At 62.5% G+C, this 26,446-nt stretch carries 20 protein-coding genes; 11 read left to right on the top strand and 9 right to left on the bottom strand.

Annotated elements, in window-relative coordinates; translation table 11 throughout:
- Positions 1 to 126: 126 nt before the first annotated feature.
- The 7 genes from JET17_RS14270 to JET17_RS14240 form a co-directional block, all read right to left on the bottom strand.
- Positions 127 to 936: a gamma-glutamyl-gamma-aminobutyrate hydrolase family protein gene (locus tag JET17_RS14270; protein WP_012314663.1), complete on the bottom strand. Its 810-nt coding sequence runs from the start codon at positions 934 to 936 to the stop codon at positions 127 to 129.
- Positions 937 to 1,287: 351 nt separating this feature from the next.
- Positions 1,288 to 2,070 (bottom strand): amino acid ABC transporter ATP-binding protein, encoded by a 783-nt coding sequence (locus JET17_RS14265; RefSeq protein ID WP_012314662.1) that lies wholly within the window; start codon positions 2,068 to 2,070, stop codon positions 1,288 to 1,290.
- A gap of 22 nt (positions 2,071 to 2,092) precedes the next feature.
- Entirely contained in the window at positions 2,093 to 3,337 is a 1,245-nt protein-coding gene (locus JET17_RS14260; protein ID WP_012314661.1) for an NAD(P)/FAD-dependent oxidoreductase, read from the bottom strand.
- 15 nt (positions 3,338 to 3,352) lie between these two features.
- On the bottom strand, positions 3,353 to 4,063 hold the full coding sequence (locus tag JET17_RS14255; protein WP_012314660.1) for an ABC transporter permease: 711 nt from the start codon (positions 4,061 to 4,063) through the stop codon (positions 3,353 to 3,355).
- Positions 4,060 to 4,779, bottom strand: coding sequence for an ABC transporter permease (locus JET17_RS14250; protein WP_012314659.1), 720 nt, complete (start codon positions 4,777 to 4,779; stop codon positions 4,060 to 4,062). The genes JET17_RS14255 and JET17_RS14250 overlap by 4 nt, the downstream gene beginning before the upstream one ends.
- Positions 4,780 to 4,958: 179 nt before the next feature.
- Positions 4,959 to 5,711, bottom strand: a complete 753-nt coding sequence (locus tag JET17_RS14245; RefSeq protein ID WP_012314658.1) for a transporter substrate-binding domain-containing protein — start codon at positions 5,709 to 5,711, stop codon at positions 4,959 to 4,961.
- Between the two features lie 21 nt (positions 5,712 to 5,732).
- On the bottom strand, positions 5,733 to 6,596 hold the full coding sequence (locus JET17_RS14240; protein ID WP_012314657.1) for a MurR/RpiR family transcriptional regulator: 864 nt from the start codon (positions 6,594 to 6,596) through the stop codon (positions 5,733 to 5,735).
- 142 nt (positions 6,597 to 6,738) lie between these two features.
- On the opposite strand from JET17_RS14240, the gene JET17_RS14235 reads away from it, so the two are divergent.
- The 9 genes from JET17_RS14235 to JET17_RS14195 all read left to right on the top strand — a co-directional run bounded on the left by JET17_RS14235 (position 6,739) and on the right by JET17_RS14195 (position 22,984).
- Positions 6,739 to 7,764 (top strand): Ldh family oxidoreductase, encoded by a 1,026-nt coding sequence (locus JET17_RS14235; protein WP_012314656.1) that lies wholly within the window; start codon positions 6,739 to 6,741, stop codon positions 7,762 to 7,764.
- Positions 7,765 to 7,894: 130 nt separating this feature from the next.
- Entirely contained in the window at positions 7,895 to 9,091 is a 1,197-nt protein-coding gene (locus JET17_RS14230; RefSeq protein WP_012314655.1) for an aromatic amino acid transaminase, read from the top strand.
- 262 nt (positions 9,092 to 9,353) lie between these two features.
- The gene (locus tag JET17_RS14225) at positions 9,354 to 10,631 is read left to right on the top strand and encodes a serine/threonine transporter (RefSeq protein WP_012314654.1); all 1,278 of its coding nucleotides are present in this window, start codon (positions 9,354 to 9,356) and stop codon (positions 10,629 to 10,631) included.
- A gap of 168 nt (positions 10,632 to 10,799) precedes the next feature.
- Complete coding sequence (gene tpx / locus JET17_RS14220) at positions 10,800 to 11,300, top strand: thiol peroxidase (RefSeq protein ID WP_012314653.1); 501 nt, start codon at positions 10,800 to 10,802, stop codon at positions 11,298 to 11,300.
- A 317-nt stretch (positions 11,301 to 11,617) separates the two neighbouring features.
- The gene (locus JET17_RS14215) at positions 11,618 to 12,910 is read left to right on the top strand and encodes an MdtA/MuxA family multidrug efflux RND transporter periplasmic adaptor subunit (RefSeq protein ID WP_012314652.1); all 1,293 of its coding nucleotides are present in this window, start codon (positions 11,618 to 11,620) and stop codon (positions 12,908 to 12,910) included.
- Positions 12,907 to 16,005, top strand: a complete 3,099-nt coding sequence (locus tag JET17_RS14210; protein WP_012314651.1) for an MdtB/MuxB family multidrug efflux RND transporter permease subunit — start codon at positions 12,907 to 12,909, stop codon at positions 16,003 to 16,005. The genes JET17_RS14215 and JET17_RS14210 overlap by 4 nt, the downstream gene beginning before the upstream one ends.
- Complete coding sequence (locus JET17_RS14205; RefSeq protein WP_012314650.1) at positions 16,002 to 19,109, top strand: efflux RND transporter permease subunit; 3,108 nt, start codon at positions 16,002 to 16,004, stop codon at positions 19,107 to 19,109. The genes JET17_RS14210 and JET17_RS14205 overlap by 4 nt, the downstream gene beginning before the upstream one ends.
- Positions 19,106 to 20,593 carry an efflux transporter outer membrane subunit gene (locus JET17_RS14200; RefSeq protein WP_012314649.1) on the top strand — a complete coding sequence of 496 codons (1,488 nt, stop codon included), beginning with the start codon at positions 19,106 to 19,108 and terminating at the stop codon, positions 20,591 to 20,593. The genes JET17_RS14205 and JET17_RS14200 overlap by 4 nt, the downstream gene beginning before the upstream one ends.
- 303 nt (positions 20,594 to 20,896) lie before the next feature.
- Positions 20,897 to 22,984 (top strand): putative bifunctional diguanylate cyclase/phosphodiesterase, encoded by a 2,088-nt coding sequence (locus tag JET17_RS14195; protein WP_012314648.1) that lies wholly within the window; start codon positions 20,897 to 20,899, stop codon positions 22,982 to 22,984.
- Here JET17_RS14195 and JET17_RS14190 read toward each other — a convergent pair.
- Positions 22,981 to 23,241: a DUF1652 domain-containing protein gene (locus tag JET17_RS14190; RefSeq protein WP_012314647.1), complete on the bottom strand. Its 261-nt coding sequence runs from the start codon at positions 23,239 to 23,241 to the stop codon at positions 22,981 to 22,983. The two genes, JET17_RS14195 and JET17_RS14190, sit on opposite strands and share 4 nt — an antisense overlap.
- 296 nt (positions 23,242 to 23,537) lie before the next feature.
- On the opposite strand from JET17_RS14190, the gene JET17_RS14185 reads away from it, so the two are divergent.
- Entirely contained in the window at positions 23,538 to 24,767 is a 1,230-nt protein-coding gene (locus tag JET17_RS14185; RefSeq protein WP_012314646.1) for a pyridoxal phosphate-dependent aminotransferase, read from the top strand.
- Here JET17_RS14185 and JET17_RS14180 read toward each other — a convergent pair.
- Complete coding sequence (locus tag JET17_RS14180; RefSeq protein ID WP_012314645.1) at positions 24,693 to 25,340, bottom strand: DUF1345 domain-containing protein; 648 nt, start codon at positions 25,338 to 25,340, stop codon at positions 24,693 to 24,695. The two genes, JET17_RS14185 and JET17_RS14180, sit on opposite strands and share 75 nt — an antisense overlap.
- Positions 25,341 to 25,501: 161 nt before the next feature.
- On the opposite strand from JET17_RS14180, the gene JET17_RS14175 reads away from it, so the two are divergent.
- The gene (locus JET17_RS14175) at positions 25,502 to 26,416 is read left to right on the top strand and encodes a site-specific integrase (RefSeq protein WP_012314644.1); all 915 of its coding nucleotides are present in this window, start codon (positions 25,502 to 25,504) and stop codon (positions 26,414 to 26,416) included.
- The last annotated feature ends 30 nt before the right edge of the window (positions 26,417 to 26,446 follow it).

Genomic DNA, 26,446 nt, shown 5'->3' with positions numbered 1-26,446 from the left:
ATCGCGGAGACAGACGCAAGCCCGCCGCCCGCATCCACGGGAAATGTTCTGGGACCAGCAGAGGGTGACCGTGGAAGCGGGGGCGGCCTTGCGCCGCCCCGCGATCAAAACTAACGAAGCTGAGGGTCAGGCGGCCTGTTGGCGCTTGATCTGGGATTTGCGCACCTGGGCGCGGCATGCATCGCCGAAGGCCTGGAAGATCTTGATCGAATCAGGGTTCTTCGCCGCTTGCCACTCCGGGTGCCACTGCACGGCGAACAGGAACGGCGAAATGCTCGGGGCGTGAATCGCTTCGACCAGGCCGTCTTCGGCGTGGGCGATCGGTTCGATGCCAGTACCCAGATTACGCAGGCCTTGGCCATGCAGCGAGTTGACGCGGATCTCGTCGGTGCCAAGTGCGTCGTGCAGCCAGCTGCCGGGCTTGATCTTCACGCCATGCACCTGAGCGTATTGCACGTCGACCGGATCTTCCGGGTTTTCCCGGTGGTCGTTGAAGCCTGGTTCGGCGTAAACCTTCTGATAAATGTCGCCGCCCAGGGCGACGTTGATTTCCTGCATGCCACGGCAGATGCCGAAGATGGGCAGGCCACGCTTGAGCGCTGCCTTGACCAGCGGAATATCGAACAGGTCGCGGTTGACATCCTGGCCTTTGCCTGGAGTCTGGTTTTCCTGGCCATACAGGCTCGGCTCAATGTTGCTGCCGGCACCGGTCAGGTATACGCCGTCGGCCATGTCCAGATAGGTCTCAAGGGCTTCGGTGCCACAGCAGGTGGGCACCAGCACCGGGACGCAATCGGCGAAATCGACCAGCGGGGTGATGTATTTGTGGGTCATGACCTGGTAGTCATGGCCTTTGCGCTCTTGGCTGCCCATGGTCATCAGTACGACAGGTTTGCGCAGGGAAGGTTGCTTGTTGCCAATGTTGCTGTTGGACATATGTCACCTTATGACAGGTTCGACCTGCCGTTGTTGTGCAGGTGCACGGCGCGGGGCCTGGTGTGCTACCTGAAGCCCCGAGCACTGCCGGCTCGTCAGAGGCGACGATGCCGGTCGGGGCTTGTAGATAGCTTGCCAGAGCCGTTCGATATGTCAAACAACTGAAATGGGTTGAAGCGCCTGAATTCGGGGGCTGAAACCCTTGCGAGCCTCAGGCGGCAAGGGTTTGACAGGGGTTAAGGTCAATTATATTTAACGACGCAGTTGGGTCATTGCAGCTGTGCAATAAAGGGGGCTTGTGTCGTGTTCGCTGGCCCTATCGCCGGCTGGCCGACGATAGGGCCAGTGGCTTCAATGAAGGATCTGCGCCAGAAAACTTTTGGCACGTGCAGTGCGCGGCTGGTTGAAGAACACCTGCGGCGGGCTGTCTTCGATGATCTGCCCGCCTTCAAGGAACAGCACACGCTCGGCAACCTGCCTGGCAAAGCCCATTTCATGGGTAACACAGAGCATGGTCATACCGGTGCCCGCCAGTTGTACCAAAACATCCAGCACTTCAGCGACCATTTCTGGGTCCAGCGCCGAGGTCGGCTCGTCGAACAGCATGATCCGCGGCTTCATGCACAAGGCGCGGGCGATCGCCACCCGCTGCTGCTGGCCGCCGGAGAGCTGGCTGGGGTATTTGAGCGCCTGGCTTTCGATGCCGACCTTGCTCAGGTACATCCGCGCACGCTCCTCGGCGTCCTTGCGGGACAGGCCGCGCACGCTGGTGGGAGCCAGCAGGCAGTTGTCGAGCACGCTCATGTGCGGGAACAGGTTGAAGTGCTGGAACACCATGCCGATGTCGCTGCGTACCTGGGCGGCCTGGCGCGTGTTGCCGGCCAGATCGGTTCCGGCTACCCGGACGCTGCCTTGTTCGGCAATTTCAAGGCGGTTGATGCAACGGATCAAGGTGGACTTGCCGGAGCCGGAGGGGCCGCACAGCACGATGCGTTCACCTTCGTGCACCTGCAGGTCGATATCGCGCAGCACATGGAAAGCGCCATAGTGCTTGTTCAGGCCCTCGATGCGGATCAGCACCGGGCGTGGGTCGTTCTCAGGGGCAAGGCTGGCAACGCTCAAAGGGGCGGTCATGTTGTTGTTCTCCCGCGTGGTGTCAGTTGAAACGTGCCGCGCTGTAAGGCGCAGGGTCTGTGAAAGGACGCTCGCCGGTGAGCAGTTCAGCCACCAGACGGCCGCTGACCGGCCCCAGCGTCAGGCCGTGGTGGGCGTGGCCGAAGTTGAACCACAGGCCCTTGTGCCGCGGCGCCGGGCCGATCACAGGGCGCATGTCCGGCAGGCAGGGGCGACGGCCCAGCCAGGGGGTGTCGTCCAGGCGCTCACCCAGTGCCGGGAACAATGTGCGCGCCAGCGCTTCGCAGCGCTTGAGTTGAATTTCGTTGCCCGGGGCGCTGCTGGCGGCGAACTCGATGCCGGTGGTAAGGCGTATGCCGGCGGCCATCGGCGCCAGCACGTAGCCACCCTGGGTGTCGCAGATCGAGTGCTGCAATTGAGCGCCGTCACGGGTGGCGTAGTGCATGTGGTAGCCGCGCTTGATACCCAGCGGAATCGTGTAGCCAAGGCGCTCATAAAGGTCGGCCGACTGCGGCCCAAGACACGCCACCACTTCGTCGGCGGTGATCGGCCCGCGCTGGCTTTCGACCCGCCATTGGCTGCCGACCTGGCGCAGGCTGCGCGCATCACCGTGCAGGAACTGCCCGCCGCGCTGGACGAACAGCGCAGCATAACCACGGGTGAGGGCGCCGGGGTTGTTCACGGTCTTGGGGTCGAGCCAATGGATGCCGCCGACTACGGCGCTGTCGAGCTGGTGCTCGCGTGCCTGCAGCTGCTCGCGTTCTAGCAGTTCGTAGTGCAGGCCATAGCGCGCAAGGCCCTTGACCTCGGCCTTGGCCTGCTCGAACAGCGCCGGGTCGCGGTACACCTCGATCCAGCCCTTGGCCTGAACCAGCCCTTCGAGGCCGGCGGCGGCGATCAGGGCGTCATGCTCCTCTACGCAGCGTTGTACCAGCGGCAGCATGTCGGCCGCGGCCCCGGCCAGCCGCCCCGGTGCCGACTGACGCCAGTAGCGCAGCAACCAGGGCGCGGCCTTGGGCAGGTGCAGCAGGCTGTAGCGCACGTCAGGCTGGCGGTTAAGGCCATAGCGCAGCAGCTTGCCGAATTGGCGGGGGAACGCATAGGGGATGACGCTGGAGCGTTCGATCAGCCCGGCGTTGCCATGGCTGGTACCGCATCCGGGTTCATCGCGGTCGATCAGGATTACCTGGCGCCCGCGTGCCTGCAGATGCAGCGCGGTGCTGACGCCGACGATACCGGCGCCCAGGACAAGGGTCTGGCAATGCATGATTGTATCCTTCGGTCAGTTCAGGTGGCGGCCCAGGCGGGCCTCCAGGTGTTTCAGCAGGCGCCGCACCAGCTCGACGATCACCAGATAAAGGACGGCGGCCCACAGGTAGATCTGGAAGTCGAAGCTGCGCGAGAACGCCAATTTGGTCACCCCCATCAGGTCGTAGATGGTCACCAGCGAGGCGATGGCGCTGGCCTTGATCATCAGGATCAGTTCGTTGCCCAGCGGGCCGATGGCCACCAGCAACGATTGCGGCAAGATGACCTTGAAGAAGGTGGTGGAACGTTTGAGGTTCAGAGCCCTGGCCGCTTCGTACTGCCCTGGCGCCACTGCCATCAGGCTGCCGCGCAAGATTTCGGCCTGGTAGGCGGCAGTGTTCAGGGTGAAGGCCAGCAGGGTGCATAACCAGGCTTCGCGGAAGAACCACCAGAGGCCGACGTCCTGCCAGAACTCCTTCAGCGATCCAAGCCCGTAGTACAGCAGAAACAGCTGTGCCAGCAGGGGGGAGCCACGGAAGAAATAGATGTAGCCGGCCGCCAGGCGCTGCAGCGGCAGGTTGCGCGACATCCGGGCCAGCGCCAGCAGCAGGCCGAGCACGGCGCCGAGGGTGAATGAAATCGCCACCAGTTTGGCAGTTACCAGCAGCCCGTCGATGAACCGTGGCCCGTAGCGCTCCAGCAGGTCGGGGTCCAGCACCAGGCTCAGCCATTGTTCGGCACTCATACGCGCGCTCCTTGCAGGTGGCGGTTGCTGCGCCGTTCTATGTAGGCGAACACTCGCCCCGACAGCGCCGAGAACAGCAGGTAACCCAGGCAGGCCACCCCGTAGAAGAACATCGGCTCTTTGGTCACGCTGACCGCAAGGTTGGTCTGGCGCATCAGGTCGACCAGCGAGATGGTCGATACCAGCGAGGTATCCTTGAGCAACGACAGCCAGTTGTTGGAGAGCCCCGGCAGGGCGATGCGCGTCAGTTGTGGCAGTACCACCTTGAAGAAGGCGGTGCGCTTGCCCAGGCCCAATGCCGCACAGGCCTCAAGCTGGCCCTTGGGCAGGGTTTTGAAAGCAGCCAGCCAGATCTCGCTGGAAAAGGCGGCGAACACCAGACTGAAAGCGATCATCGCCGCGAGGAACGTATTGATCAGGAACTCACCTTGATAGCCCATGGCGGCCAGCAGTTGCTGTGCGGCGATCTGGCAACCGTAATAGATGATCAGTAGGGTCAGCAGCTCGGGCAGGCCGCGGAACACAGTGGAAAACGTGGTTGACCATGCGCGCGGCAGGCGCTTGCGCGAGCGCGCCGCGAGCGCCACGACAAGGCCCAGTGGCAAACCGATGGGCAGGCAGGCGAGGGCCAGTGACACGGTCACCAGCGCGCCGGCCAGCAGCGCCTGGCCCCAGCCACCACTGGCGAAGGACAGCAAGGACAATTGATCGAGCATGACATATCCCTAGAATTGACTGCTCCACGGGCGAGCTCTGTAGGAGCGGCCTTGCGTCGCGAAAGGGCTGCGCAGCAGCCCCACAGGTTCTGGTGGCGCTGCACAAGCCTGGGGCCGCTTTGCGGCCCTTTCGCCACACAAGGCCGCTCCTACGGGGGAGCGCGTCGTTGCAGGCGGAATCAGTTGTAGATATCGAAGTCGAAGTACTTGCTGGCGATTTTCTGGTAGGTACCGTTGGCGACGATTTGCGCCAGCGCGGTATTCAGCCGCTGGCGCAGTGCGTCATCGTCCTTGCGCACGGCGATGGCGGCATTGGCCTTGGTGCCGGCCACGTCACCCAGCACCTTGCAGCAGTCCTGGCCGTTCTTGTTCATCCACTCGTGCAACGGGAACTTGTCGGCGATCACTCCGTCCAGGCGGCCGGCCGCGAGGTCGGCATTGGCCTCGTCCATGGTCGGGTAGAGCTTCACGTCAGCGCCCGCCTTGGCATACACGTCTTCGGCATAGATCGCCTGGGTCGAGGAAGACTGGGCACCCACCGTGTAGCCTTCGAAGGTGTTCTGCGCATCACTGATCTTGCTGTCCTTGGCCACGGCGACGGTCAGCGGGGTGCGGTAGTAATGGTCGGTGAAGGCGATTTTCTTGCGGCGCTCCTCGGTATCGATCATCGAAGCCACCACCGCATCGTACTTGCGTGCCATCAAGGCCGGGATGATGCCTTCCCAGTCCTGAGCCACCAGGGTGCACTCGACTTTCATCTGCTCGCACAGGGCGTGGGTGATGTCGATGTCGAAACCGTGCAACTGGTTGTCGGCATCCACATAGTTGAAGGGCGGGTAGGCCCCTTCGGTGGCGAAGCGCAGGGTTTCGGCGCTGGCGTTAGCCGCCAGCAGCAGGGCACATGCACCCACCATAGCCATGGTCTTGTTCATCTCGCACCTCTTGCACTCTTGCTATTGTTGTTTTCCCGTCGTGTAGCCGACGAATTCGTTATGTAGAGCGGCAGTCGCTTCCAAACGTTTTTCAACATCAGGCCCGAGCTTCTTGCAGACCTCGTTGACCATCAGGTGCACCCACGACAGCATTGCCGAGGTGGACTCCCAGAACAGATTGAATTCGGTGGGGATGCGGAACACCTCGTCGGCATTGGCATCGGCCCAATCGCAGAAGGTGTCGGTCACCAGCGTGACCGGGATACCGGCCTGGCGTGCCTTCTGGCACAGCAGCAAGGCATGGCGGGAATAGCGGCGTGCCTCGAACACCACCAACGCGCTGTTTTCCGGGCGCCCGAGCAGCACCTCGCCGAAGTGCCCGGCACTGCCATCGACCACCTGGACGCCGTCGCGCAGGTAGTGCAGCAGGTGGGCCATGCACTGGGCCACACCACGCTCGGTCTGAAAACCGGCAACGAATACCCGCGGCCTGTCTGCCAGGCGCTGGGCGGTTATGTGCCAGGCCTCGCTGCGGCTGTATTCGTGCACCCGTACCAGCGCGGCGATTTCCAGTTCAAGGCTGCCTGCGCGGGTATTGTCGTCGTGCTGCTGGCGGTATTCCTGCAGGCGGTCTCCCACCAGCCATGGGCCATCACCCAGGTCGCTCTGAAGGTCTTGCTTGAGCGCCTTGAGATGGGCATAACCGAGGGAGCGGCAGAAACGCCCGACACTGGATTCGCTGACGCCGAGCTTGGCGGCAATGCTGGCCGAGGTCTGGAATGGCAATTCCTGGAGATTGGCGAGCATGTAGCTGGCGATCTTGTGGCCTGAAGCAGTCGCGCCTTGCAGGCTGTGTTCCAGGCGTTGTTTGATCGGTTGGCTCATGCTGTTGCTCCAGGCGAGGCGTGAATAGAAAATGAATGTTTTCTGTCATAGAGTCAATATTTGACAGATAGCTGTCACATGCGGGAAAGTTTTTGTCGCGGCCCACGCTGTTGCCATTCCAATTCCAAGAAAGGAGCTTCAGATGTCTGCACCTTCCACCCACCCTGTCGTGCGCATGCCTTTTGCCGAACTGCAGGGGTTGTTGCAAGCAATCTTCCAGCGTCACGGCTGCAGTGCGGCGGTGGCCAGCGTGCTCGCCCACAATTGCGCCAGCGCTCAGCGCGATGGCGCCCATAGCCACGGGGTGTTTCGTATGCCTGGCTATGTCTCGACCCTGACCAGCGGTTGGGTGAACGGCTGTGCCATACCGCTGGTGGCTGACGTGGCGGCTGGCTTTGTTCGGGTAGACGCTGGCGGGGGCTTTGCCCAGCCGGCCTTGGCCGCGGCGCGTGCAATGCTGGTCGAAAAGGCCCGCAGTGCCGGCATCGCGGTACTGGCGATTCACAACTCCCACCATTTCGCAGCGCTGTGGCCAGACGTCGAGCCGTTTGCCGATGAGGGCCTGGTGGCTCTGAGCGTGGTCAACAGCATGACCTGTGTCGTGCCACACGGTGCACGCAAGCCGTTGTTCGGCACCAACCCGATTGCCTTTGCCGCGCCGTGTGCGGGGCATGACCCTATCGTTTTTGACATGGCCACCAGCGCCATGGCCCATGGTGACGTGCAGATTGCTGCGCGGGCTGGACAGCAGCTGCCGGAGGGCATGGGCGTGGACGCCGATGGCCAGCCGACCACCGAGCCCAGGGCCATTCTGGAGGGCGGTGCGCTGCTGCCCTTCGGCGGACACAAGGGCTCGGCACTGTCGATGATGGTCGAGTTACTGGCGGCGGCGCTGACCGGCGGGCATTTCTCCTGGGAATTCGACTGGGCGAGCCACCCTGGGGCGAAAACGCCGTGGACCGGGCAGTTGATCATCGTCATCGACCCGAGCAAGGCCGAAGGCGACCGGTTTGCGCAGCGCAGCCGGGAGCTGGTCGAGCAGATGCAGGCGGTGGGGTTGTCGCGTATGCCGGGCGAGCGACGCTACCGGGAGCGGGAAATTGCGCAACGTGAAGGGGTGGCGGTGACTGAGCTTGAGCTGCAGGAGCTCAAGGCGCTGGCCGGCTGACATGCTGCAAATGCCCGCTGTGCAATCTTGCATAGACAACCTTGCACAATAGGTGATGTTCCTGCCCGCCGACTCCGGGTATCCTCACCTGAGCCTTTCCGAACTGTCCTGATTCAAGGAGCTGCACGCTGTGTTCAAACATGTCGATGCCTATGCCGGCGACCCGATTCTCTCGTTGATGGAAACCTTCAAGGCCGACCCGCGCGCCGACAAGGTCAACCTGAGTATCGGCCTTTATTACGATGAGGCCGGCGTGGTGCCGCAGCTCGAAGCGGTGGATGCCGTTGAAAAACGCATCGCCGGCGTGGCCCACGAGGCTTCGCTGTACCTGCCGATGGAAGGCCTGGCCAGCTACCGCCAGGCGATCCAGGCGCTGCTGTTCGGTGCTGATCACCCAGCCGTCACCGGCAAGCGCGTCGCGACCGTGCAGACTGTCGGCGGCTCCGGCGCGCTCAAGGTCGGCGCCGATTTCCTCAAGCGTTACTTCCCTGCCTCCGAAGTCTGGGTCAGCAACCCGACCTGGGACAACCACCGCGCCATCTTCGAAGGTGCAGGGTTCAAGGTGCACAGCTATCCGTACTTCGACCAGGCCAGCCGTGGCGTAGACTTCGATGGCATGCTGGCGACTTTGCAGGCCCTGCCGGCCAACAGCGTCGTGCTGCTGCATCCTTGCTGCCATAACCCCACCGGTGCCGATCTTACCCAGGAGCAGTGGCAGCACGTAGTGGAAGTGGTCAAGGCGCGCCAGTTGATCCCGTTCCTCGACATCGCCTACCAGGGCTTCGGCGAGGGTCTGGTGGAAGACGCGTACGCCATCCGCGAAATGGCCCGTGCCGGCGTACCGTGCCTGGTCAGCAACTCGTTCTCGAAGATCTTCTCGCTGTATGGCGAGCGGGTAGGGGGCCTGTCGGTGGTCTGTGACGATGAAGACACCACTCAAAGCGTGCTTGGCCAGCTTAAGGCGACTGTGCGCCGCAACTACTCCAGCCCGCCCAACTTCGGCGCACAGCTGGTAGCCGGCGTGCTCGGCGATGCTGCGCTGAATGCGCAGTGGGCCGCTGAAGTCGAAGTGATGCGCAAGCGCATCCTCGATATGCGCCAGGCTCTGGTCGATGCTTTGGCCGTGTTGCTGCCAGGCCAGGACTTCCAGTTCTTCCTGCGCCAGCGTGGCATGTTCAGCTACACAGGTTTCAGCGTCGAGCAGGTCCGTCGCCTGCGCGACGAGTTCGGTGTGTACCTGATCGACAGCGGCCGGGTGTGCATGTCCGGCCTGCGCCCGGCCAACCTGCAACGGGTTGCCGAAGCGTTCGCTGCCGTTCAGAAGTAACACCGCACGATGCCGCTCCTGCAAGGTTTCGCGAAAGTCTGAGCGGCCTTGCCGGGGCGCCGGACCGGTCGGAAAGGGCCGCAAGGCGGCCCCATAGTGCAACCTGCTTGTAAAGACAAGTGCAACCGTCCCTCGGGCGGGGCTTCGCAACCGCCCAGTTTCAGTGCACAATCGCGCCCCTCTTTTCTGGTTGGGGTGCTCGAAGCCTCTGTTTCGCCACTCCCAGCCCTGTTGCAGTCTTGCGAGTGGAGTTGCACCCGGAATGAACGAGCAGGCCCCAAGCGTTGAACAACGCTTCGAATCGACCCAAGCTGCCCTTGGCAGCTGGTCCCGTCATGACACGACCTGGATGCTGGGCCTGTTTGGCACTGCCATCGGCGCAGGTACCTTGTTCCTGCCGATCAACGCTGGCCTCGGTGGTTTCTGGCCGCTGCTGATTCTCGCCGCACTAGCCTTCCCGATGACCTATTTCGCCCACCGCGGCCTGACCCGGTTCGTCCTGTCCGGGCGCAGTGGCGGCGACATCACCGACGTGGTGCAAGAACATTTCGGCATCAAGGCCGGTGCACTGATCACCGTGCTGTACTTCTTCGCCATCTTTCCGATCCTGCTCATTTACAGCGTGGCGCTGACCAATACGGTCACCAGCTTCATGGAGCACCAGTTGCACATGACCCCGCCGCCGCGGGCGCTTTTGTCGTTCGTGCTGATCCTCGGGCTTCTGGCCATCGTGCGCTGCGGTGAGCAGGCCACGGTGAGGGTCATGAGCCTGCTGGTGTACCCGTTCATCGTCGCCCTGGCGCTGCTGGGCCTTTACCTGGTCCCGCACTGGACCGGTGGTATCCTCGACAGCGCTTCCCAGTTGCCATCGGGTTCGGCTTTCCTGCACACCGTGTGGCTGGCGATCCCGGTGATGGTGTTCTCGTTCAACCACTCGCCGATCATCTCGGCCTTCGCAGTGGACCAGAAGCGCCGGTATGGCGAACACGCCGACGAGCGCAGTGGCCAGATCCTGGCCCGCGCGCACCTGCTGATGGTGGCCATGGTGCTGTTCTTCGTCTTCAGCTGCGTACTGACCCTCGACAGCGTTCAATTGGCTGAAGCCAAGGCACAGAACCTGTCGATCCTGTCGTACCTGGCCAATCACTTCAGCAACCCGACGATCGCTTTCGCCGCGCCGCTGATCGCCTTCATCGCCATCGCCAAGTCGTTCTTGGGCCACTACATCGGTGCCAGCGAAGGCCTGAAGGGTATCATCGCCAAGACCGGCGCACGCCCTGGCGCCAAGGCGCTGGACCGTGTGGTTGCCGCGCTGATGCTGGTGGTGTGCTGGATCGTCGCCACTTTGAACCCGAGCATCCTGGGCATGATCGAATCGCTGGGCGGCCCGATCATCGCCGTGCTGCTGTTCCTGATGCCGATGTACGCCATTCGCCGCGTGCCATCAATGCGCAAGTACAGTGGCGCGCTGTCCAACGTCTTCGTAGTGGTGGTTGGCCTGGTTGCGCTGACTTCTGTGGTGTACGGCCTGCTGGGCTGATCCATCGATTGCATTGAGAAATGTCCGGGCTGCTTGTTGCAACCCGGACATTTTTTTGTCCACAAAAACTGTCAGGTAATAGAACAATTTCACCGTGCCCCATAGGCACCCGGTCGCCTTCATGCTTAACTCAGTGTCCTTTTCAAACCCCGCATAAGGATTTCGTCCATGGCTCAAGTGACTCTCAAAGGCAACCCGGTTCAGGTCAACGGCGAGCTGCCAAAAGCCGGTGCCCAGGCTCCGGCCTTTTCCTTGGTAGGTGAAGGTTTGGCCGACAAGTCGCTGAAGGACTTCGCCGGCAAGCGCAAGGTGCTGAACATCTTCCCAAGTGTCGATACCCCGACCTGCGCTACCTCGGTGCGCAAGTTCAACGCCCAGGCCAACGATGTGGCCAACACCGTGGTGCTGTGCATCTCCGCCGACCTGCCGTTCGCCCAGGCGCGCTTCTGCGGCGCCGAAGGCCTGGAGAACGTGAAGAACCTGTCGACCCTGCGTGGTCGCGAGTTCCTCGAAAACTACGGTGTTGCTATTGCCGACGGCCCGCTGGCCGGCCTGGCTGCCCGCGCCGTGGTAGTGCTGGACGAAAACGACAAGGTGCTGCACAGCGAGCTGGTAGGCGAAATCGCTGACGAGCCGAACTATGACGCGGCATTGGCGGTGTTGAAGTAAGGATGGTGTTGGGCTGATGCCAGTCAGCTGGCTTTGTCAGGGCCGTAAAGCGGCCCTAAGTCGCTTAGCTGACTGCCATCAAGCGTAACGAAGGCCTTTATCCCCGGTTTCGGCATCGGAACTCTTCAGTACGCTGCCTCTCCAAGCAACACCCTGTAACGGCCCGGAACGCTTTCCGGGCCGTTTTCATTTAAAGTTCAGCCTCTTGGCAACGTCAGGCAAAGGTAAACCTCTGGTAAAGGGCCTTTGCTAAAAGAGTGCCAGTGCTTATCGTTCACCTTCCCAAGTCGTCATTCCGAACAAGGTTCGTTCAACCCATGCGAGTTTCCGTCTCCCGATCCCCTCGTCGCTGGCTCGTTGGCCTGCTGATCCTGCTGCTGGTGGCCCTGCTGGCCTGGTGGTTGTGGCCCGCTGCAACGCCTGCCCCAAAAGAAGCGGGCGGGGGTCGCCCGGGCAAGGGCATGGGCATCGGCATGGGCCGTCCCGGCTTCGGTGGCTCCACCGAAGCGGTGCCAGTGCGCGTTGAACCTGCACGGGTGGGCGACTTTCCGCTCTACTACAAGGCGCTTGGCACAGTCACCGCGACCAATACCGTCAACGTGCGTAGCCGTGTTGCCGGTGAGCTGGTGAAAATCCACTTCAAGGAGGGCCAGCAGGTCAAGGCTGGCGACTTGCTGGCCGAGATCGACCCGCGCTCCTACCGCATCGCGCTGCAGCAGGCCGAAGGCACGCTGGCGCAAAACCGGGCGCAGCTCAAGAACGCCCAAGTCGACCTGGCGCGCTATAAAGGCCTGTACGCCGAAGACAGCATCGCCAAGCAGACGCTCGATACCTCCGAAGCCCAGGTGGCGCAGTTCCAGGGGCTGGTTAAAACCAATCAGGCTCAGGTCAACGATGCCCGCCTGAACCTCGACTTCACCCAGATCCGTGCGCCGATCAGTGGCCGGGTGGGCCTGCGTCAGCTCGACCTGGGCAACCTGGTGGCGGCCAATGACACTACCGCGCTGGTGGTCATCACCCAGACCGAACCGATCAGCGTCGCCTTCACCTTGCCGGAAACCGAACTGACCACCGTGCTGGAACGTTACCGCAGCGGTGCCAGCCTGCCGGTCGAGGCCTGGGACCGCGGCGACAGCAAGCTGCAGTCCACTGGCGTGCTGGCCAGCATCGACAACCAGATAGACATCACCACCGGTACCCTGAAGTTCAAAGGCCGCTTCGAGAACAAGGACATGGCGCTGTTCCCCAACCAGTTCGTCAACGTGCGCCTGTTGGCCGACACCCTCAAGCAGGTCGTAATGGCCCCGGCGGCGGCCATCCAGTTCGGCAACGACGGCACCTTCGCCTATGTCGTCACTGCCGACAACACGGTCAATGTGCGCAAGCTCAAGGTGGGCCCAAGTGACGGTGAGAACAGTGTGATCCTTGAAGGACTCAAGGCCGGTGATCGCCTGGTGCTCGAAGGCACCGACCGCCTGCGCGAAGGTTCCAAGGTCGAAGTGGTCGAAGACAGCTCGCAAGTACCGACCACCCCCGGCCAGCACCTGCAAGGGCAGGACGGCAAAGGCTCGGCCCAGACCGGTGAAACGGCAGGCAAGGCGGGCGCATGAACCTGTCGCGCCTGTTCATCCTTCGCCCGGTCGCCACCACGCTGAGCATGCTGGCCATCGTGCTGGCCGGCCTGATCGCCTACAAGCTGCTGCCGGTTTCGGCCTTGCCGCAGGTCGATTACCCGACCATCCGGGTCATGACCCTGTATCCGGGGGCCAGCCCGCAGGTGATGACCAGCGCCGTGACCGCGCCGCTCGAGCGCCAGTTCGGCCAGATGCCGGGCCTGACCCAGATGGCATCGACCAGTTCTGGCGGTGCATCGGTGCTGACCCTGCGCTTCAGTCTGGACATGAACATGGACGTTGCCGAGCAACAGGTACAGGCTGCGATCAACGCCGCCAGCAACCTGTTGCCCAGCGACCTGCCTGCACCACCGGTGTACAACAAGGTCAACCCTGCCGATACCCCGGTGTTGACCCTGGCCATTTCCAGCAAGACCATGCCTCTGCCCAAACTGAACGACCTGGTCGACACCCGCGTGGCACAGAAGCTCGCGCAGATCGGCGGCGTGGGAATGGTCAGCATCGCCGGTGGCCAGCGCCAGGCTGTGCGCATCAAGGTCAACGTCGATGCGTTGGCCGCCAATGGTCTGAACCTTGCTGACGTGCGTACCCTGGTCGGTGCCTCCAACGTCAACCAGCCCAAAGGCAACTTCGATGGCCCGACCCGGGTGTCGATGCTCGATGCCAATGACCAGCTGCGTTCCCCCGAGGAGTACGCCAACCTGATCCTGGCGTACAACAACGGTGCGCCGCTGCGCCTGAAGGACGTCGCCGAAATCGTCGACGGAGCCGAGAACGAACGCCTCGCTGCCTGGGCCAACCAGAACCAGGCGGTACTGCTGAACATCCAGCGCCAGCCCGGTGCCAATGTCATCGAGGTGGTCGACCGCATCAAGGACCTGCTGCCGTCGATCACCGACAACCTGCCCGCCGGCCTCGAGGTGTCGGTGTTGACCGACCGCACCCAGACCATCCGCGCCGCGGTCAAGGATGTACAGCACGAACTGCTGATCGCCATCGTTCTGGTGGTGATGGTGACCTTCGTCTTCCTGCGCCGCGTCAGTGCCACCATCATCCCGTCGATTGCCGTGCCGCTGTCGCTGATCGGCACCTTCGGCGTGATGTACCTGGCCGGCTTCTCGATCAACAACCTGACTTTGATGGCCCTGACCATCGCCACCGGTTTTGTGGTCGATGACGCCATCGTCATGCTGGAGAACATTTCGCGGCACATCGAGGAGGGCGAGACGCCCATGCAGGCTGCGCTCAAGGGCGCGCGCCAGATCGGTTTCACCCTGATCTCCCTGACCTTTTCGCTGATTGCCGTGCTCATCCCGCTGCTGTTCATGGCCGATGTGGTGGGCCGGCTGTTCCGCGAATTCGCCATCACGCTGGCGGTGGCTATCCTGATTTCCCTGGTGGTTTCGCTGACCCTGACACCCATGATGTGCGCTCGCCTGCTCAAGCGTGAACCCAAGCAGGAAGAGCAAGGCCGCTTCTACCGCGCCAGTGGTGCCTGGATCGACTGGCTGATCGAGCACTACGGCCGTGGCCTGCAATGGGTGCTCCGGCACCAGCCGCTGACCTTGCTGGTGGCGGTCGCCAGCCTGGCACTGACCGTTTTCCTGTACATGGTGGTACCCAAGGGCTTCTTCCCGGTGCAGGACACCGGGGTGATCCAGGGTATCTCCGAAGCCCCGCAGTCCACCTCGTTCGCCGCCATGAGCGAGCGCCAGCAGTCGCTGAGTACGATAATCCTGCAGGATCCGGCTGTGCAGAGCCTGTCGTCCTACATCGGGGTGGACGGTGACAATGCCACGCTCAACAGTGGTCGCCTGCTGATCAACCTCAAACCCCACGGCGAGCGCGACGTGACGGCCGGCGAGGTGATCAGCCGTTTGCAGCCTCAGCTCGACAAGCTGGTCGGCATCCGCCTGTTCATGCAGCCGGTGCAAGACCTGAGCATCGAGGATCGGGTCAGCCGCACCCAGTACCAGTTCAGCCTGTCCTCTCCCGACGCCGACTTGCTCGCGCAGTGGAGCGGCAAGCTGGTCAACGCCCTGCAACAGCGGCCGGAACTGCAGGATGTGGCCAGCGACCTGCAGGACAAGGGGCTGCAGGTGTACCTGGTGATCGACCGTGACATGGCCAGCCGCCTGGGCATCGATGTGTCGCAAATCACCAACGCCCTGTATGACGCCTTCGGCCAGCGGCAGATTTCGACCATCTACACCCAGGCCAGCCAGTACCGGGTGGTGCTGCAGTCGCGCGATGCAGCAAGCATCGGCCCGCAGGCGCTGGAGTCGATCCACGTCAAGGCCAGTGACGGTGGTCAGGTGCGCCTGTCGGCACTGGCGCGCATCGAGCAGCGTCAGGCGCAGCTGGCGATTTCACACATCGGCCAGTTCCCCGCGGTAATGATGTCTTTCAACCTGGCGCATGGTGCGTCTCTGGGCGAAGCGGTCAAGGTGATCGAGCAGGTTCAGCAGGAGATCGGCATGCCCATCGGTGTGCAGACGCGCTTCCAGGGGGCTGCCGAGGCCTTCCAGGCGTCCCTGTCGAGCACCTTGCTGCTGATTCTGGCGGCCGTGGTGACCATGTACATCGTGCTCGGCGTGCTTTACGAGAGCTACATTCACCCGATCACCATCCTCTCGACCTTGCCGTCGGCGGCGGTAGGTGCCTTGCTGGCGTTGATCCTCAGCGGCAACGACCTGGGCATGATCGCCATCATCGGCATCATCCTGCTCATCGGCATCGTCAAGAAGAACGCGATCATGATGATCGACTTCGCCCTTGAGGCCGAGCGCAATCAAGGCATGAGCCCGCACGACGCGATCTACCAGGCGGCGCTGCTGCGTTTCCGGCCGATCCTGATGACCACCCTGGCTGCGCTGTTCGGCGCGGTACCGCTGATGCTGGCCACAGGTTCCGGTGCAGAGTTGCGCCAGCCACTGGGGCTGGTCATGGTCGGCGGCTTGCTGGTAAGCCAGGTGCTGACCCTGTTCACAACGCCGGTCATCTATCTGTACTTCGACCGCCTGGCTCGGCGCTGGCGCCCGGCCACTGAAGCGACGCAGGCCGAGGCATGAACCTCTCCGGCCCTTTCATTCGCAGGCCTGTGGCGACCATGCTGCTGAGCCTGGCAATCATGCTGCTTGGTGGCGTCAGCTTCGGCCTGCTGCCGGTTTCGCCGTTGCCGCAGATGGACTTCCCGGTGATCGTGGTTCAAGCCAACCTGGCTGGCGCCAGCCCTGAGGTGATGGCCTCCACGGTAGCCACGCCGCTGGAACGCAAGCTTGGCAGTATCGCCGGTGTCACCACCCTGACCAGTAGCTCCAACCAGGGCTCGACCCGGGTGATCATCGGCTTCGAGCAAGGCCGGGACATCGACGGCGCCGCGCGCGAGGTGCAGGCGGCAATCAACGCCACCCGCAACCTGCTGCCCAGCGGCATGCGCAGCATGCCGACCTACAAGAAACTCAACCCGTCACAGGCGCCGATCATGGTGCTGTCGCTGACCTCGGACGTGTTGCAGAAGGGCCAGTTGTACGATCTGGCTGACACCATACTGTCGCAGAGCCTGGCTCAGGTAAGTGGGGTAGGGGAAGTACAGATCGGCGGCAGTTCGCTGCCGGCTGTGCGCATTTCCGTCGAGCCGCAACTGCTCAACCAGTACAGCCTGTCCCTGGACGAAGTGCGCACTGCGGTGGCCAACGCCAACCAGCGCCGGCCGATGGGTTTCGTCGAAGACAGCGAGCGCAACTGGCAAGTACGGGCCAACGACCAGCTGGAAAAAGCCAAGGATTACGAACCGATCGTGATCCGTCAGCAGAACGGCACGATACTGCGCCTGTCCGACGTGGCGACCATCACAGACAGCGTCGAGAACCGCTACAACAGCGGCTTTTTCAACGATCAGAGTGCCGTGCTGCTGGTGGTCAACCGTCAGATCGGCGCCAACATCATCGAGACCGTCGACCAGATCCACGCGCAGTTGCCGGCCCTGCAGTCGCTGCTGCCGGCCAGCGTGCAGCTGAACGTGGCCATGGACCGTTCGCCGGTCATCAAGGCCACCCTCAAGGAAGCCGAGCACACGCTGCTGATCGCCGTGGTGCTGGTGATCCTCGTGGTTTACCTGTTCCTCGGCAGCCTGCGCGCCTCGTTGATCCCCAGCCTGGCGGTACCGGTATCGCTGGTGGGTACCTTCGCGGTGATGTACCTGTGCGGTTTTTCGCTGAACAACCTGTCGCTGATGGCGTTGATCCTGGCCACAGGCCTGGTGGTGGACGATGCGATCGTGGTGCTGGAAAACATTTCGCGGCATATAGAGGACGGCCAGCCGCCGATGCGTGCGGCGTTCCTCGGCGCCAAGGAAGTCGGCTTCACCTTGCTGTCGATGAACGTCTCGCTGGTTGCGGTGTTCGTTTCGATCCTGTTCATGGGCGGCATCGTTCGCAACCTGTTCCAGGAGTTCTCGATTACCCTGGCGGCGGCGATCATCGTCTCGCTGGTGGTTTCGCTGACCCTGACCCCGATGCTATGTGCCCGCTGGCTCAAGCCCCACCGCGCCGAACAGACGCGCCTGCAGCGCTGGAGCGACAATGTGCACAAGCGCATGGTCGAAGGTTACGATCGCAGCCTGAGTTGGGCCCTTCGCCACAAGCGCCTGACCTTGATCAGCCTGTTGGCGACCATCGGGCTGAACATCGTGCTGTATGTGGTCGTACCGAAAACGCTGATCCCGCAGCAGGACACCGGCCAGCTGATGGGCTTCATCCGCGGTGACGACGGGCTGTCGTTCACCGTGATGCAGCCGAAGATGGAAATCTACCGCCGTGCCTTGCTGGCCGACCCGGCGGTGCAGAGTGTTGCCGGTTTCATTGGTGGCAACAGTGGTACCAACAACGCCATGGTGCTGGTGCGCCTGAAACCGATCAGCGAGCGCAAGATCGATGCGCAGAAGGTCATCGAGCGCTTGCGCAAGGAAATGCCCAAGGTACCTGGCGGACGGCTGTTCCTGATGGCTGATCAGGACCTGCAGCTGGGCGGCGGTGGCCGTGACCAGACCTCGTCGCAGTACCTGTACACCCTGCAGAGCGGCGATCTGGCAGCGTTGCGCCAGTGGTTCCCCAAGGTGGTCGCAGCCATGCGCGCGCTGCCCGAACTGACCGCCATCGATGCTCGCGACGGCTCCGGTACCCAGCAGGTGACATTGGTGGTCGATCGCGACCAGGCCAAGCGCCTGGGTATCGACATGGACATGGTCACCACCGTTCTGAACAACGCTTACAGTCAGCGGCAGATCTCGACCATCTACGACAGCCTCAACCAGTACCAGGTGGTGTTGGAGATCAACCCGAAATACGCCTGGGACCCGAGTAGCCTGGAGCAGGTGCAGGTGATCACCAGTGACGGGGCGCGCGTACCCTTGTCGACCATCGCCCATTACGAGAACAGCCTGGCAAACGATCGGGTCAGCCATGAGGGCCAATTCGCTGCCGAAGACATCGCCTTCGACGTTGCCGAAGGCTACAGCCCCGACCAGGCCATGGCCGCGGTGGAACGGGCGGTGGCCAAGCTTGGCCTGCCCGAGGAAGTGATTGCCAAGCTGGGCGGCACGGCAGACGCCTTTGCCAAGACCCAGCAGGGCCAGCCGTTCATGATTCTTGGCGCGTTGGTGCTGGTGTATCTGGTGCTGGGCATACTGTATGAAAGCTACATTCACCCGCTGACCATCCTCTCGACCTTACCTTCGGCTGGCGTGGGTGCCTTGCTTGCGCTTTACGTCACTGGGGGCGAGTTCAGCCTGATTTCGCTGCTGGGCCTGTTCCTGCTGATTGGCGTGGTGAAGAAGAACGCCATCCTGATGATCGACCTGGCGCTGCAACTGGAGCGCCATCAGGGGCTGACGCCGGAAGAGTCGATCCGCCGTGCCTGTCTGCTGCGCCTGCGGCCGATCCTGATGACCACGCTGGCGGCCATGCTTGGCGCCTTGCCACTGCTGCTCAGTCGCGCCGAGGGTGCGGAAATGCGCCAGCCGCTGGGCCTGACCATCATTGGCGGCCTGGTCTTCAGCCAGGTCCTGACCCTGTATACGACGCCGGTGGTGTACCTGTACCTCGACCGCCTGCGCCACCGATTCAACCATTGGCGCGGCGTGCGCACCGATGCCGCTCTGGATACCCCGCTATGAACTTTGCCCAGTCTCCACTCCACCGTGCCCTGCAACTGCTGACCCGCGGGCGTGGTTCACGCCTGGTCGGTGCCGGTTTGTGCGCGGCGCTGTTAAGCGCCTGTACCCTGAGCCCGGACTATCATCGCCCGGAGCTGAGCACGCCGGCGCAGTTCAAACAGGCCGAGGGCTGGACCCAGGCCAACCCGTCCGATGCCATCGCCCGTGGCGCCTGGTGGGAAATCTATGGCGACTCAGGGCTCAACGCTCTGGTCGAGGAGCTCAACCGCAGCAACCAGAGTGTGGCTCAGGCCGAAGCCCAGTACCGCCAGGCCCAAGCGCTGGTGCGTAGCAGCCGTGCGTCGTTGTTCCCAAGCCTGGACCTGACTACCAGCAAGAACCGCTCGGCCCAGGGCACCGGCAGTTCGAGCTCAAGCCTTTCCAACAACAGCAGCGGCATTCGCAACACTTACAACGCGCAGCTCGGCGTGAGCTGGGAAATCGACCTGTGGGGCAAGTTGCGCGAGACCATGAACGCCAATGAGGCCAGTGCCGAAGCAAGTTTCGCCGACCTTGCCGCAATCCGCCTCAGCCAGCAGTCTGAGCTGGTGCAGAATTACCTGCAGTTGCGCGTTATCGATGAGCAGAAGCGCCTTCTGGAGGCCACCGTCGCGACGTATGAACGTTCGCTGCGCATGACCGAGAACCAGTACCGTGCAGGCGTCTCCGGCCCCGACGCAGTGGCCCAGGCCCGCACCCAGCTCAAGACTACGCAAGCCGATCTGATAGATCTGGTCTGGCAGCGTGCACAGTTCGAAAACGCCATCGCTGTGCTACTGGGTAAGGCACCAGCGGAGTTTGCCCTCGCCGACAGCAAAAGCATTCCGGCCTTGCCGCAGATTCCGGTAAGCCTGCCGTCGCAACTGCTGGAGCGCCGCCCGGACATCGCTTCGGCCGAACGCAACGTGATGGCCGCCAACGCCAATATCGGCGTTGCACGGGCCGCCTATTTCCCGGACTTGAGCCTGAGCATGAGCGGTGGCTATTCCAGTAGTACCTTCAATGACTGGATTCAGTTGCCCAACCGTTACTGGTCGGTAGGGCCGCAATTGGCGCTGACCCTCTTTGATGCTGGAAAGCGTAGCGCCGAGGTTGACCGCACTGTCGCCGTATACGACCAGACCGTGGCGCAGTACCGCCAGACCGTGCTCGACGGCTTCAAGGAAGTCGAGAACTATCTGGTGCAGCTCAAGGTTTACGGCGACGAGGCGGTCGTACGCCAGGAAGCTCTGGATGCCGCGCGTGAGTCGTTGCGCCTGACCGACAACCAGTACAGGGCCGGGCTGATCGGTTATCTGGACGTGGTCAATGTACAGACCACGGCGCTGAGCAATGAGCGCAGTGTGTTGAACCTGTTGCAGGGCCGGCTGGTGGCCAGCGTGCAACTGATTGCTGCGCTGGGCGGCGGTTGGGATGCCGAGCAGGCGTTTGCCGGGCAAGAGTGAAGGCAGGCCTGTGCTAAAACCCTGATCTGTTCGGCAACCCCTGTGGGAGCGGCCTTGCTTGGAGAGGTGGCCGCCCGGGCATGCATCAACGGGTTTTCTATCTGCCCTTGTGGGCGGATGGAAAGTCGACAAGTGGCATTTTGATATCACTGGTTCATCCAGACGCTCTATGGCGCAACTCGTGGCCTATCCAGCCAGGTTTTGGATCCATTTTCGTATTCAGAAACCCCGTGCGTTTCGCCAAAGCTTGAGTACAATCGTCAGCTTTTTCGGGCCCCCCCTGTCCCGTCGCTGGAACTCTCAATGCTGACCGGTAGTTACTCTTCTTCGCTGGTGCTGATCTCACTGTGCGTGGCCATCCTTGCCTCCTATACCGCCCTCGATTTGACCGGCCGCATCGCTACCGCCCAAGGCAGGGCGGTGCACCTTTGGATGGGCGGTGGAGCGTTGGCGATGGGTATCGGCGTCTGGTCGATGCACTTCATCGGCATGCTTGCCTTCAGCCTGCCAGTCGAACTGGGCTATGACATTGGCCTGACCGCCTTCTCATTGCTGATCGCCGTGCTGTCTTCGGGGTTTGCCCTATGGCTGGTGAGCCAACCGAGCCTGCCGTGGCTGCAACTGGCGTTTGGCGCACTGTTCATGGGGGCCGGCATCAGTTGCATGCATTACACCGGTATGGCAGCGTTGCGCATGCTACCGGGTATCGACTACGACCCGACGCTGTTTGGCGCCTCGCTGGCGATCGCAGTGGGCGCATCGGCGGCAGCGTTGTGGATTGCCTTCCGGTTGCGCCAGCATACCCCTTACGTGCGCCAGGTCCGTGGGCTGGCGGCTGTGCTGATGGGCGTTGCCATCGTTGGCATGCACTACACCGGGATGGCCGCAGCCAACTTCCCTCAGGGCAGTTTCTGTGGTGCCCTGCCAGACGGGTTGCAAGGTGACGGGCTGGTCTATCTGGTTCTGATCACTACCTTGGCGGTGCTCGCAGTGGCGTTGCTGACCTCGGTGCTCGATGCGCGCCTGGAGGCACGCACTGCGGAGCTTGCGCGTTCGCTGACCCTCGCCAACCAGGAACTGACGCAACTGGCGCTACATGACACGCTGACCGGCCTGCCCAATCGCACGCTGCTTTCCGACCGTATCGAGCAGGCGATCGGCAAGGTGGCGGAGCAGGGCGGTTGTTTTGCGCTGATGTTCATCGACCTGGACGGCTTCAAGCCAGTCAATGATGCGTTTGGTCACCATGTGGGCGACCTGCTGCTCAAGGCGGTGGCAGCACGCTTGCGCGGCCACTTGCACAGCCAGGACACACTGGCGCGCATTGGCGGCGATGAGTTTGTGTTGCTGGTGGAACTGCAGGAGCCCGCAGATGCCATGGATGTTGCAGTCAAACAGGTCAACCTGGTGTCGCGGGCGTTCCGCGTGGCCGAGCATGACCTGCAATTGACGGCGAGCCTTGGCATTGTCCTGTATCCGGGTAATGGCCAAGACCAGCTAGAGTTGCTGCGCAACGCGGATGCTGCCATGTATCACGCCAAGAGCGCCGGCAAGAATGGCTACAGCTTCTTCGATGCTTCCATGAACAGCAATGCCCGCCAGCAGTTGCAACTGCTGCAGGACCTGCGCATGGCCCTGGAGCAACGTCAGTTCCGCTTGCATTACCAGCCCAAGTTCGCCGCGCAGGCTTGCCAGCCGATCGGCGCCGAGGCTTTGTTGCGCTGGCAGCATCCGCAGCACGGGCTGCTACTGCCGGACCGCTTCATTGGCCTGGCAGAAAAAACCGGCCTGATCATCCCGATTGGCGAGTGGGTGCTGGACGAAGCCTGCCGGCAGATGCGCCAATGGCTTGACCAGGGGTATGAAAACTGGCGCATGGCGGTCAACCTGTCCGCGATCCAGTTCTGCCATGCCGGTCTGGTTGACAGCGTTGCCCGCGCCCTGCGCGACAATCACCTGCCAGCCAACTGCCTGACCCTGGAGATCACCGAAACCACTGCGATGCATGATGCCGATGCCAGCCTGGCGGTGCTGCAGCGGCTGTCCGACATGGGGGTGGACCTGTCCATCGATGACTTCGGTACCGGCTACTCGAGCCTGATGTACCTCAAGCGCTTGCCCGCCAACGAGCTGAAGATTGACCGCGGTTTCGTCCGCGACCTGGAGCAGGACAGCGACGACGCAGCCATTGTCTCGGCCATCGTTGCATTGGGCCAGGCGCTGGGCTTGCGTATTGTTGCCGAGGGTGTGGAGACCGGCGGGCAGCAGGACTTCCTGACGCGTCTGGGCTGTGATTCGCTGCAGGGTTACCTGCTGGGTCAACCGGTGCCGGCCGAGCAGTTCATGGGGACATTGCAGGTATTGCAGCAAAACCCGGAGGTGGTCGCCTAGCCGGCGTCACGCAGGGCGAGAACCGGTACAAAGGCATCCATTTCAGCTTCTACCGCCTCAATGATGCGTTCGACATCAGCGGCCGCCATGATCGCAGTGCAGGGGATGCCGGCAATCGCCAGCAAGGTTTCGCCCGTGGCACGGTCGAACAGGCGGGCGATCATGCTGCGTGGCGCATCCATGGTGGCCTCGAAGCCCAGCGGGTGGAAGTGCCAGCGCATCACCTGGCAGGCGTTGGGGAACGTCATCTTGTTCATGCCAGCCTCCTTGTCCTTACCTGGACGCGGTGATCGGTGGGACCGCGAGCGCGGCTGCCGGGAACCTAAAGATAGCACCCGACGGGCCGCTGTTCTGCCGAAAATACGACAAATCCACTCACGCTTGACCTCCGTCACAAACATCGGGCGTTCGCCGTTTGGGGGCAAATGGCCAAGCAAACGTTTTCCTTGGCAAGTGGTGCCAGAAGTGCCGCAGGGTTCTGCTATTTTTAACTGCATTCGGCGCACATCGTTTTCGGACGAGCGGTGCGAGCTGGGCAGACAGGGAGACAGTCATGCGCTATTCCAGGCTCACTCAACGCATCGCCGGTGAAACCGCTGCCGCCTGGGACATCCACTATCAGGCACAGGCCCTGCGTCGCGAAGGCCGCGAGATTTTCCTGTTGTCGGTGGGCGATCCTGACTTCGACACGCCTACGGCCATCGTTGAAGCTGCGGTCAGCAGCTTGCGCCGCGGCGACACTCATTACAGCGATGTACGTGGCAGCCTGGCACTGCGCCAGGCGATTGCACGCCGCACCGGCCCCGAGGTCAGTGTCGAGCAGGTAATGGTGCTCGCTGGCGCACAGTGTGCGCTATATGCCGTCTGCCAATGCCTGTTCGGAGCTGGGGACGAAGTGATCGTCGCCGAGCCCATGTATGTCACTTACCACGGTGTATTCGGCGCTTGCGGGGCACAACCGGTACAGGTGGCGGTAAGCCCGGAGCAGGGCTTTCGGCTCGACCCGCAGGCCGTGGCGCAAGCAATAACCTCGCGTACCCGCGGGCTGCTGCTGAACACACCGCACAATCCGACCGGCTGCGCCATCTCCCCTGAGGACATGGTGCAGCTCGCGCAGCTTTGTTGCGACCATGATCTGTGGCTGGTGTGCGATCAGGTCTACAGTGGCCTGCTGTACGACGGCGAAGCGGTTGCCCCCGCGCAATTGCCCGGCATGCGCGAGCGTTGCGTGATCATTGACAGCGTGTCCAAGTCGCATGCGATGAGCGGCTGGCGCGTGGGGTGGGTGGTTGGCCCCCCGGCGCTTACCGCGCACTTGGCCAACCTGGCCATGACCATGTTGTTTGGCTTGCCAGAGTTTGTCATGCAGGGGGCTTGTGTGGCGCTGGAGCATGATTTGCCTGCGGTACAACAGATGCGCGAGGCCTACCGGGAGCGGCGCGACCTGGTGTGCAGGGCCTTGGACAATTGTCCGGGGGTGCGCGCCCATCGGCCGGCGGGAGGCATGTTCGTGATGCTTGATATCCGCGAAACCGGGCTGAGCGCCCAGGCCTTCGCCCAGCGGCTGTTGACAGAGGAGGGCGTTTCACTGCTGCCGGGTGATGCCTTCGGGCCCAGCGGGGCGGGGCATGTGCGCATGGGGCTGGTGCTGGCGGCCGAGCAGCTGGAAAAGGTGTGTTGCCGGATTGGTGCCTGCGCCCGGCGGGTACTAGCCGAGCAGGCCGGCAGCAATATTGATGGTGAAACCGAGAATTGCCGTGTTGAACACGAAGCCTACCAGTGAATGTGCCAGTACCACCCTGCGCATACCCCGGCTGGTTACGCCGATGTCGGATGTTTGCACCGCGACGCTGATGGTGAACGAGAAGTAGTGGAAGTCCCAGTAGTCCGGGTTGCGTTCACCGTCGGCGAAGCGCAACGCGGGTGCCTCAGGGGCGCTGTTGTAGAACAGCCGGGCATAGTGCAGCGTGAAGATGCACCCGATCAGTAGCCAGGAGCCCGCCACGGTCAAGCCGGTGTACAGGTAATGCAGGGCTTGGTCACTGCCCTGCAGACCGCGGCTTGAAACCAGTTGCAGGGTGACTGCCGCAAGGCTGGCAATGGCGGCAATGCACACGGTGAAGAGCACCAGGCCGGCGTTTTCGTCCTCGACCTGAGCGACCTCACGGACCTTCTCGGGCGTTGCTCGCCAGGTCAGCCAAAGCACCAGCAGCAAGTAAAGCCAGACCCCCAGGTTCCAGCCAGCGAGGATGCGTTGCACGATGTCGCTGGCAGGGATCAGCCACGCGCCAAGGATACCGACCAGCGCGGCGAAGCTCAGGCGGGGGTGGGTGCGGGTCAGGCGGTGCAGTGCCATGGTGCCTCATCGACAGGGAGCCATGGCTACCACGATAGTCTATGGGATACCATTTCGGCTCATGCCCGCGACCAAGTCTCTGAAGTTCAAGGAAATGACGCAGGCCGCTTTACGCCTGGAGTGCCTTATGGCGCTCCGGGCTTCGCTACAGGATTCACGTTTTGTCCGACCTTTCGCAAAATCCACTGCTGCAGTACCTCGCCAGGCTGGCGCCTTCCAGCCAGCAAACCATGCGCTACATCTTGCAGGACGCTGCCGACCGGCTGGGTTTCATTGATTGCAACCTCGTCGATGTGCCATGGCACAAGCTTGAGCCGGGACATGTGATCGGCCTGGTTGCAGCACTGCGTACCGATGGCTACGCGCCCAACAGTTCGTCGCTTTATGTCAACGCAATTCGTGGCGTGATGAATGAAGCCTGGCGCCAGGGCCTGATCGATCATGAGCAGTTGCTGCGTATCCGTGAAGTCAAGCCGGCAACCGGTAGCCGCCTGCCGCCGGGGCGCAACCTGCGCCGTAGCCTGATTCGCGAACTGATGGATGTGTGCGCGGCTGATCCGCGCCCGCAGGGCATCCGTGATGCGGCGATCATAGCGCTGCTTTATGGCACCGGCATGCGCAAATCGGAGTCGGTGGACATCGACCTGGAGCAAGTTGACTTCGAGGCGCGCAGCCTGCAGGTGCTGGGCAAAGGTAACCGGCAACTGATCAAGTATGCACCGCCCTGGGCCTTCGCAAAATTGCAGGCCTGGCTTGAACTGCGTCGGCAGTCGCTGCCAGAGGGCGCGTCAGACGACCCCTTCCTGTTCAATCGCATCCGCCGTGGCAACCACATTACCCGCGCGCGCATCACCAAGCATGCGATCTACTACATCGCCCGTCAGCGGGGGGCACAGGTGGGGGTGAAGATCATGCCGCATGATTTTCGCCGTGCGTTCATCACCCGGGTGATCGAAGAGCACGACCTGTCGATTGCGCAGAAGCTGGCGCATCACGCCAACATCCAGACCACTGCCAGCTATGACCGGCGCGATGACAATGAGCGGCGGCAGGCGGTGGACCGGTTCGACTATTGAGCGAGCGGGTTCATCCATCAGGCCGGCACC

The sequence above is a fragment of the Pseudomonas putida genome, from assembly GCF_016406145.1.
Taxonomy (GTDB): domain Bacteria; phylum Pseudomonadota; class Gammaproteobacteria; order Pseudomonadales; family Pseudomonadaceae; genus Aquipseudomonas; species Aquipseudomonas putida_E.
Note: the sequence above shows the minus strand (reverse complement) of the source record. Positions and strands in the feature narration are given on the sequence as shown.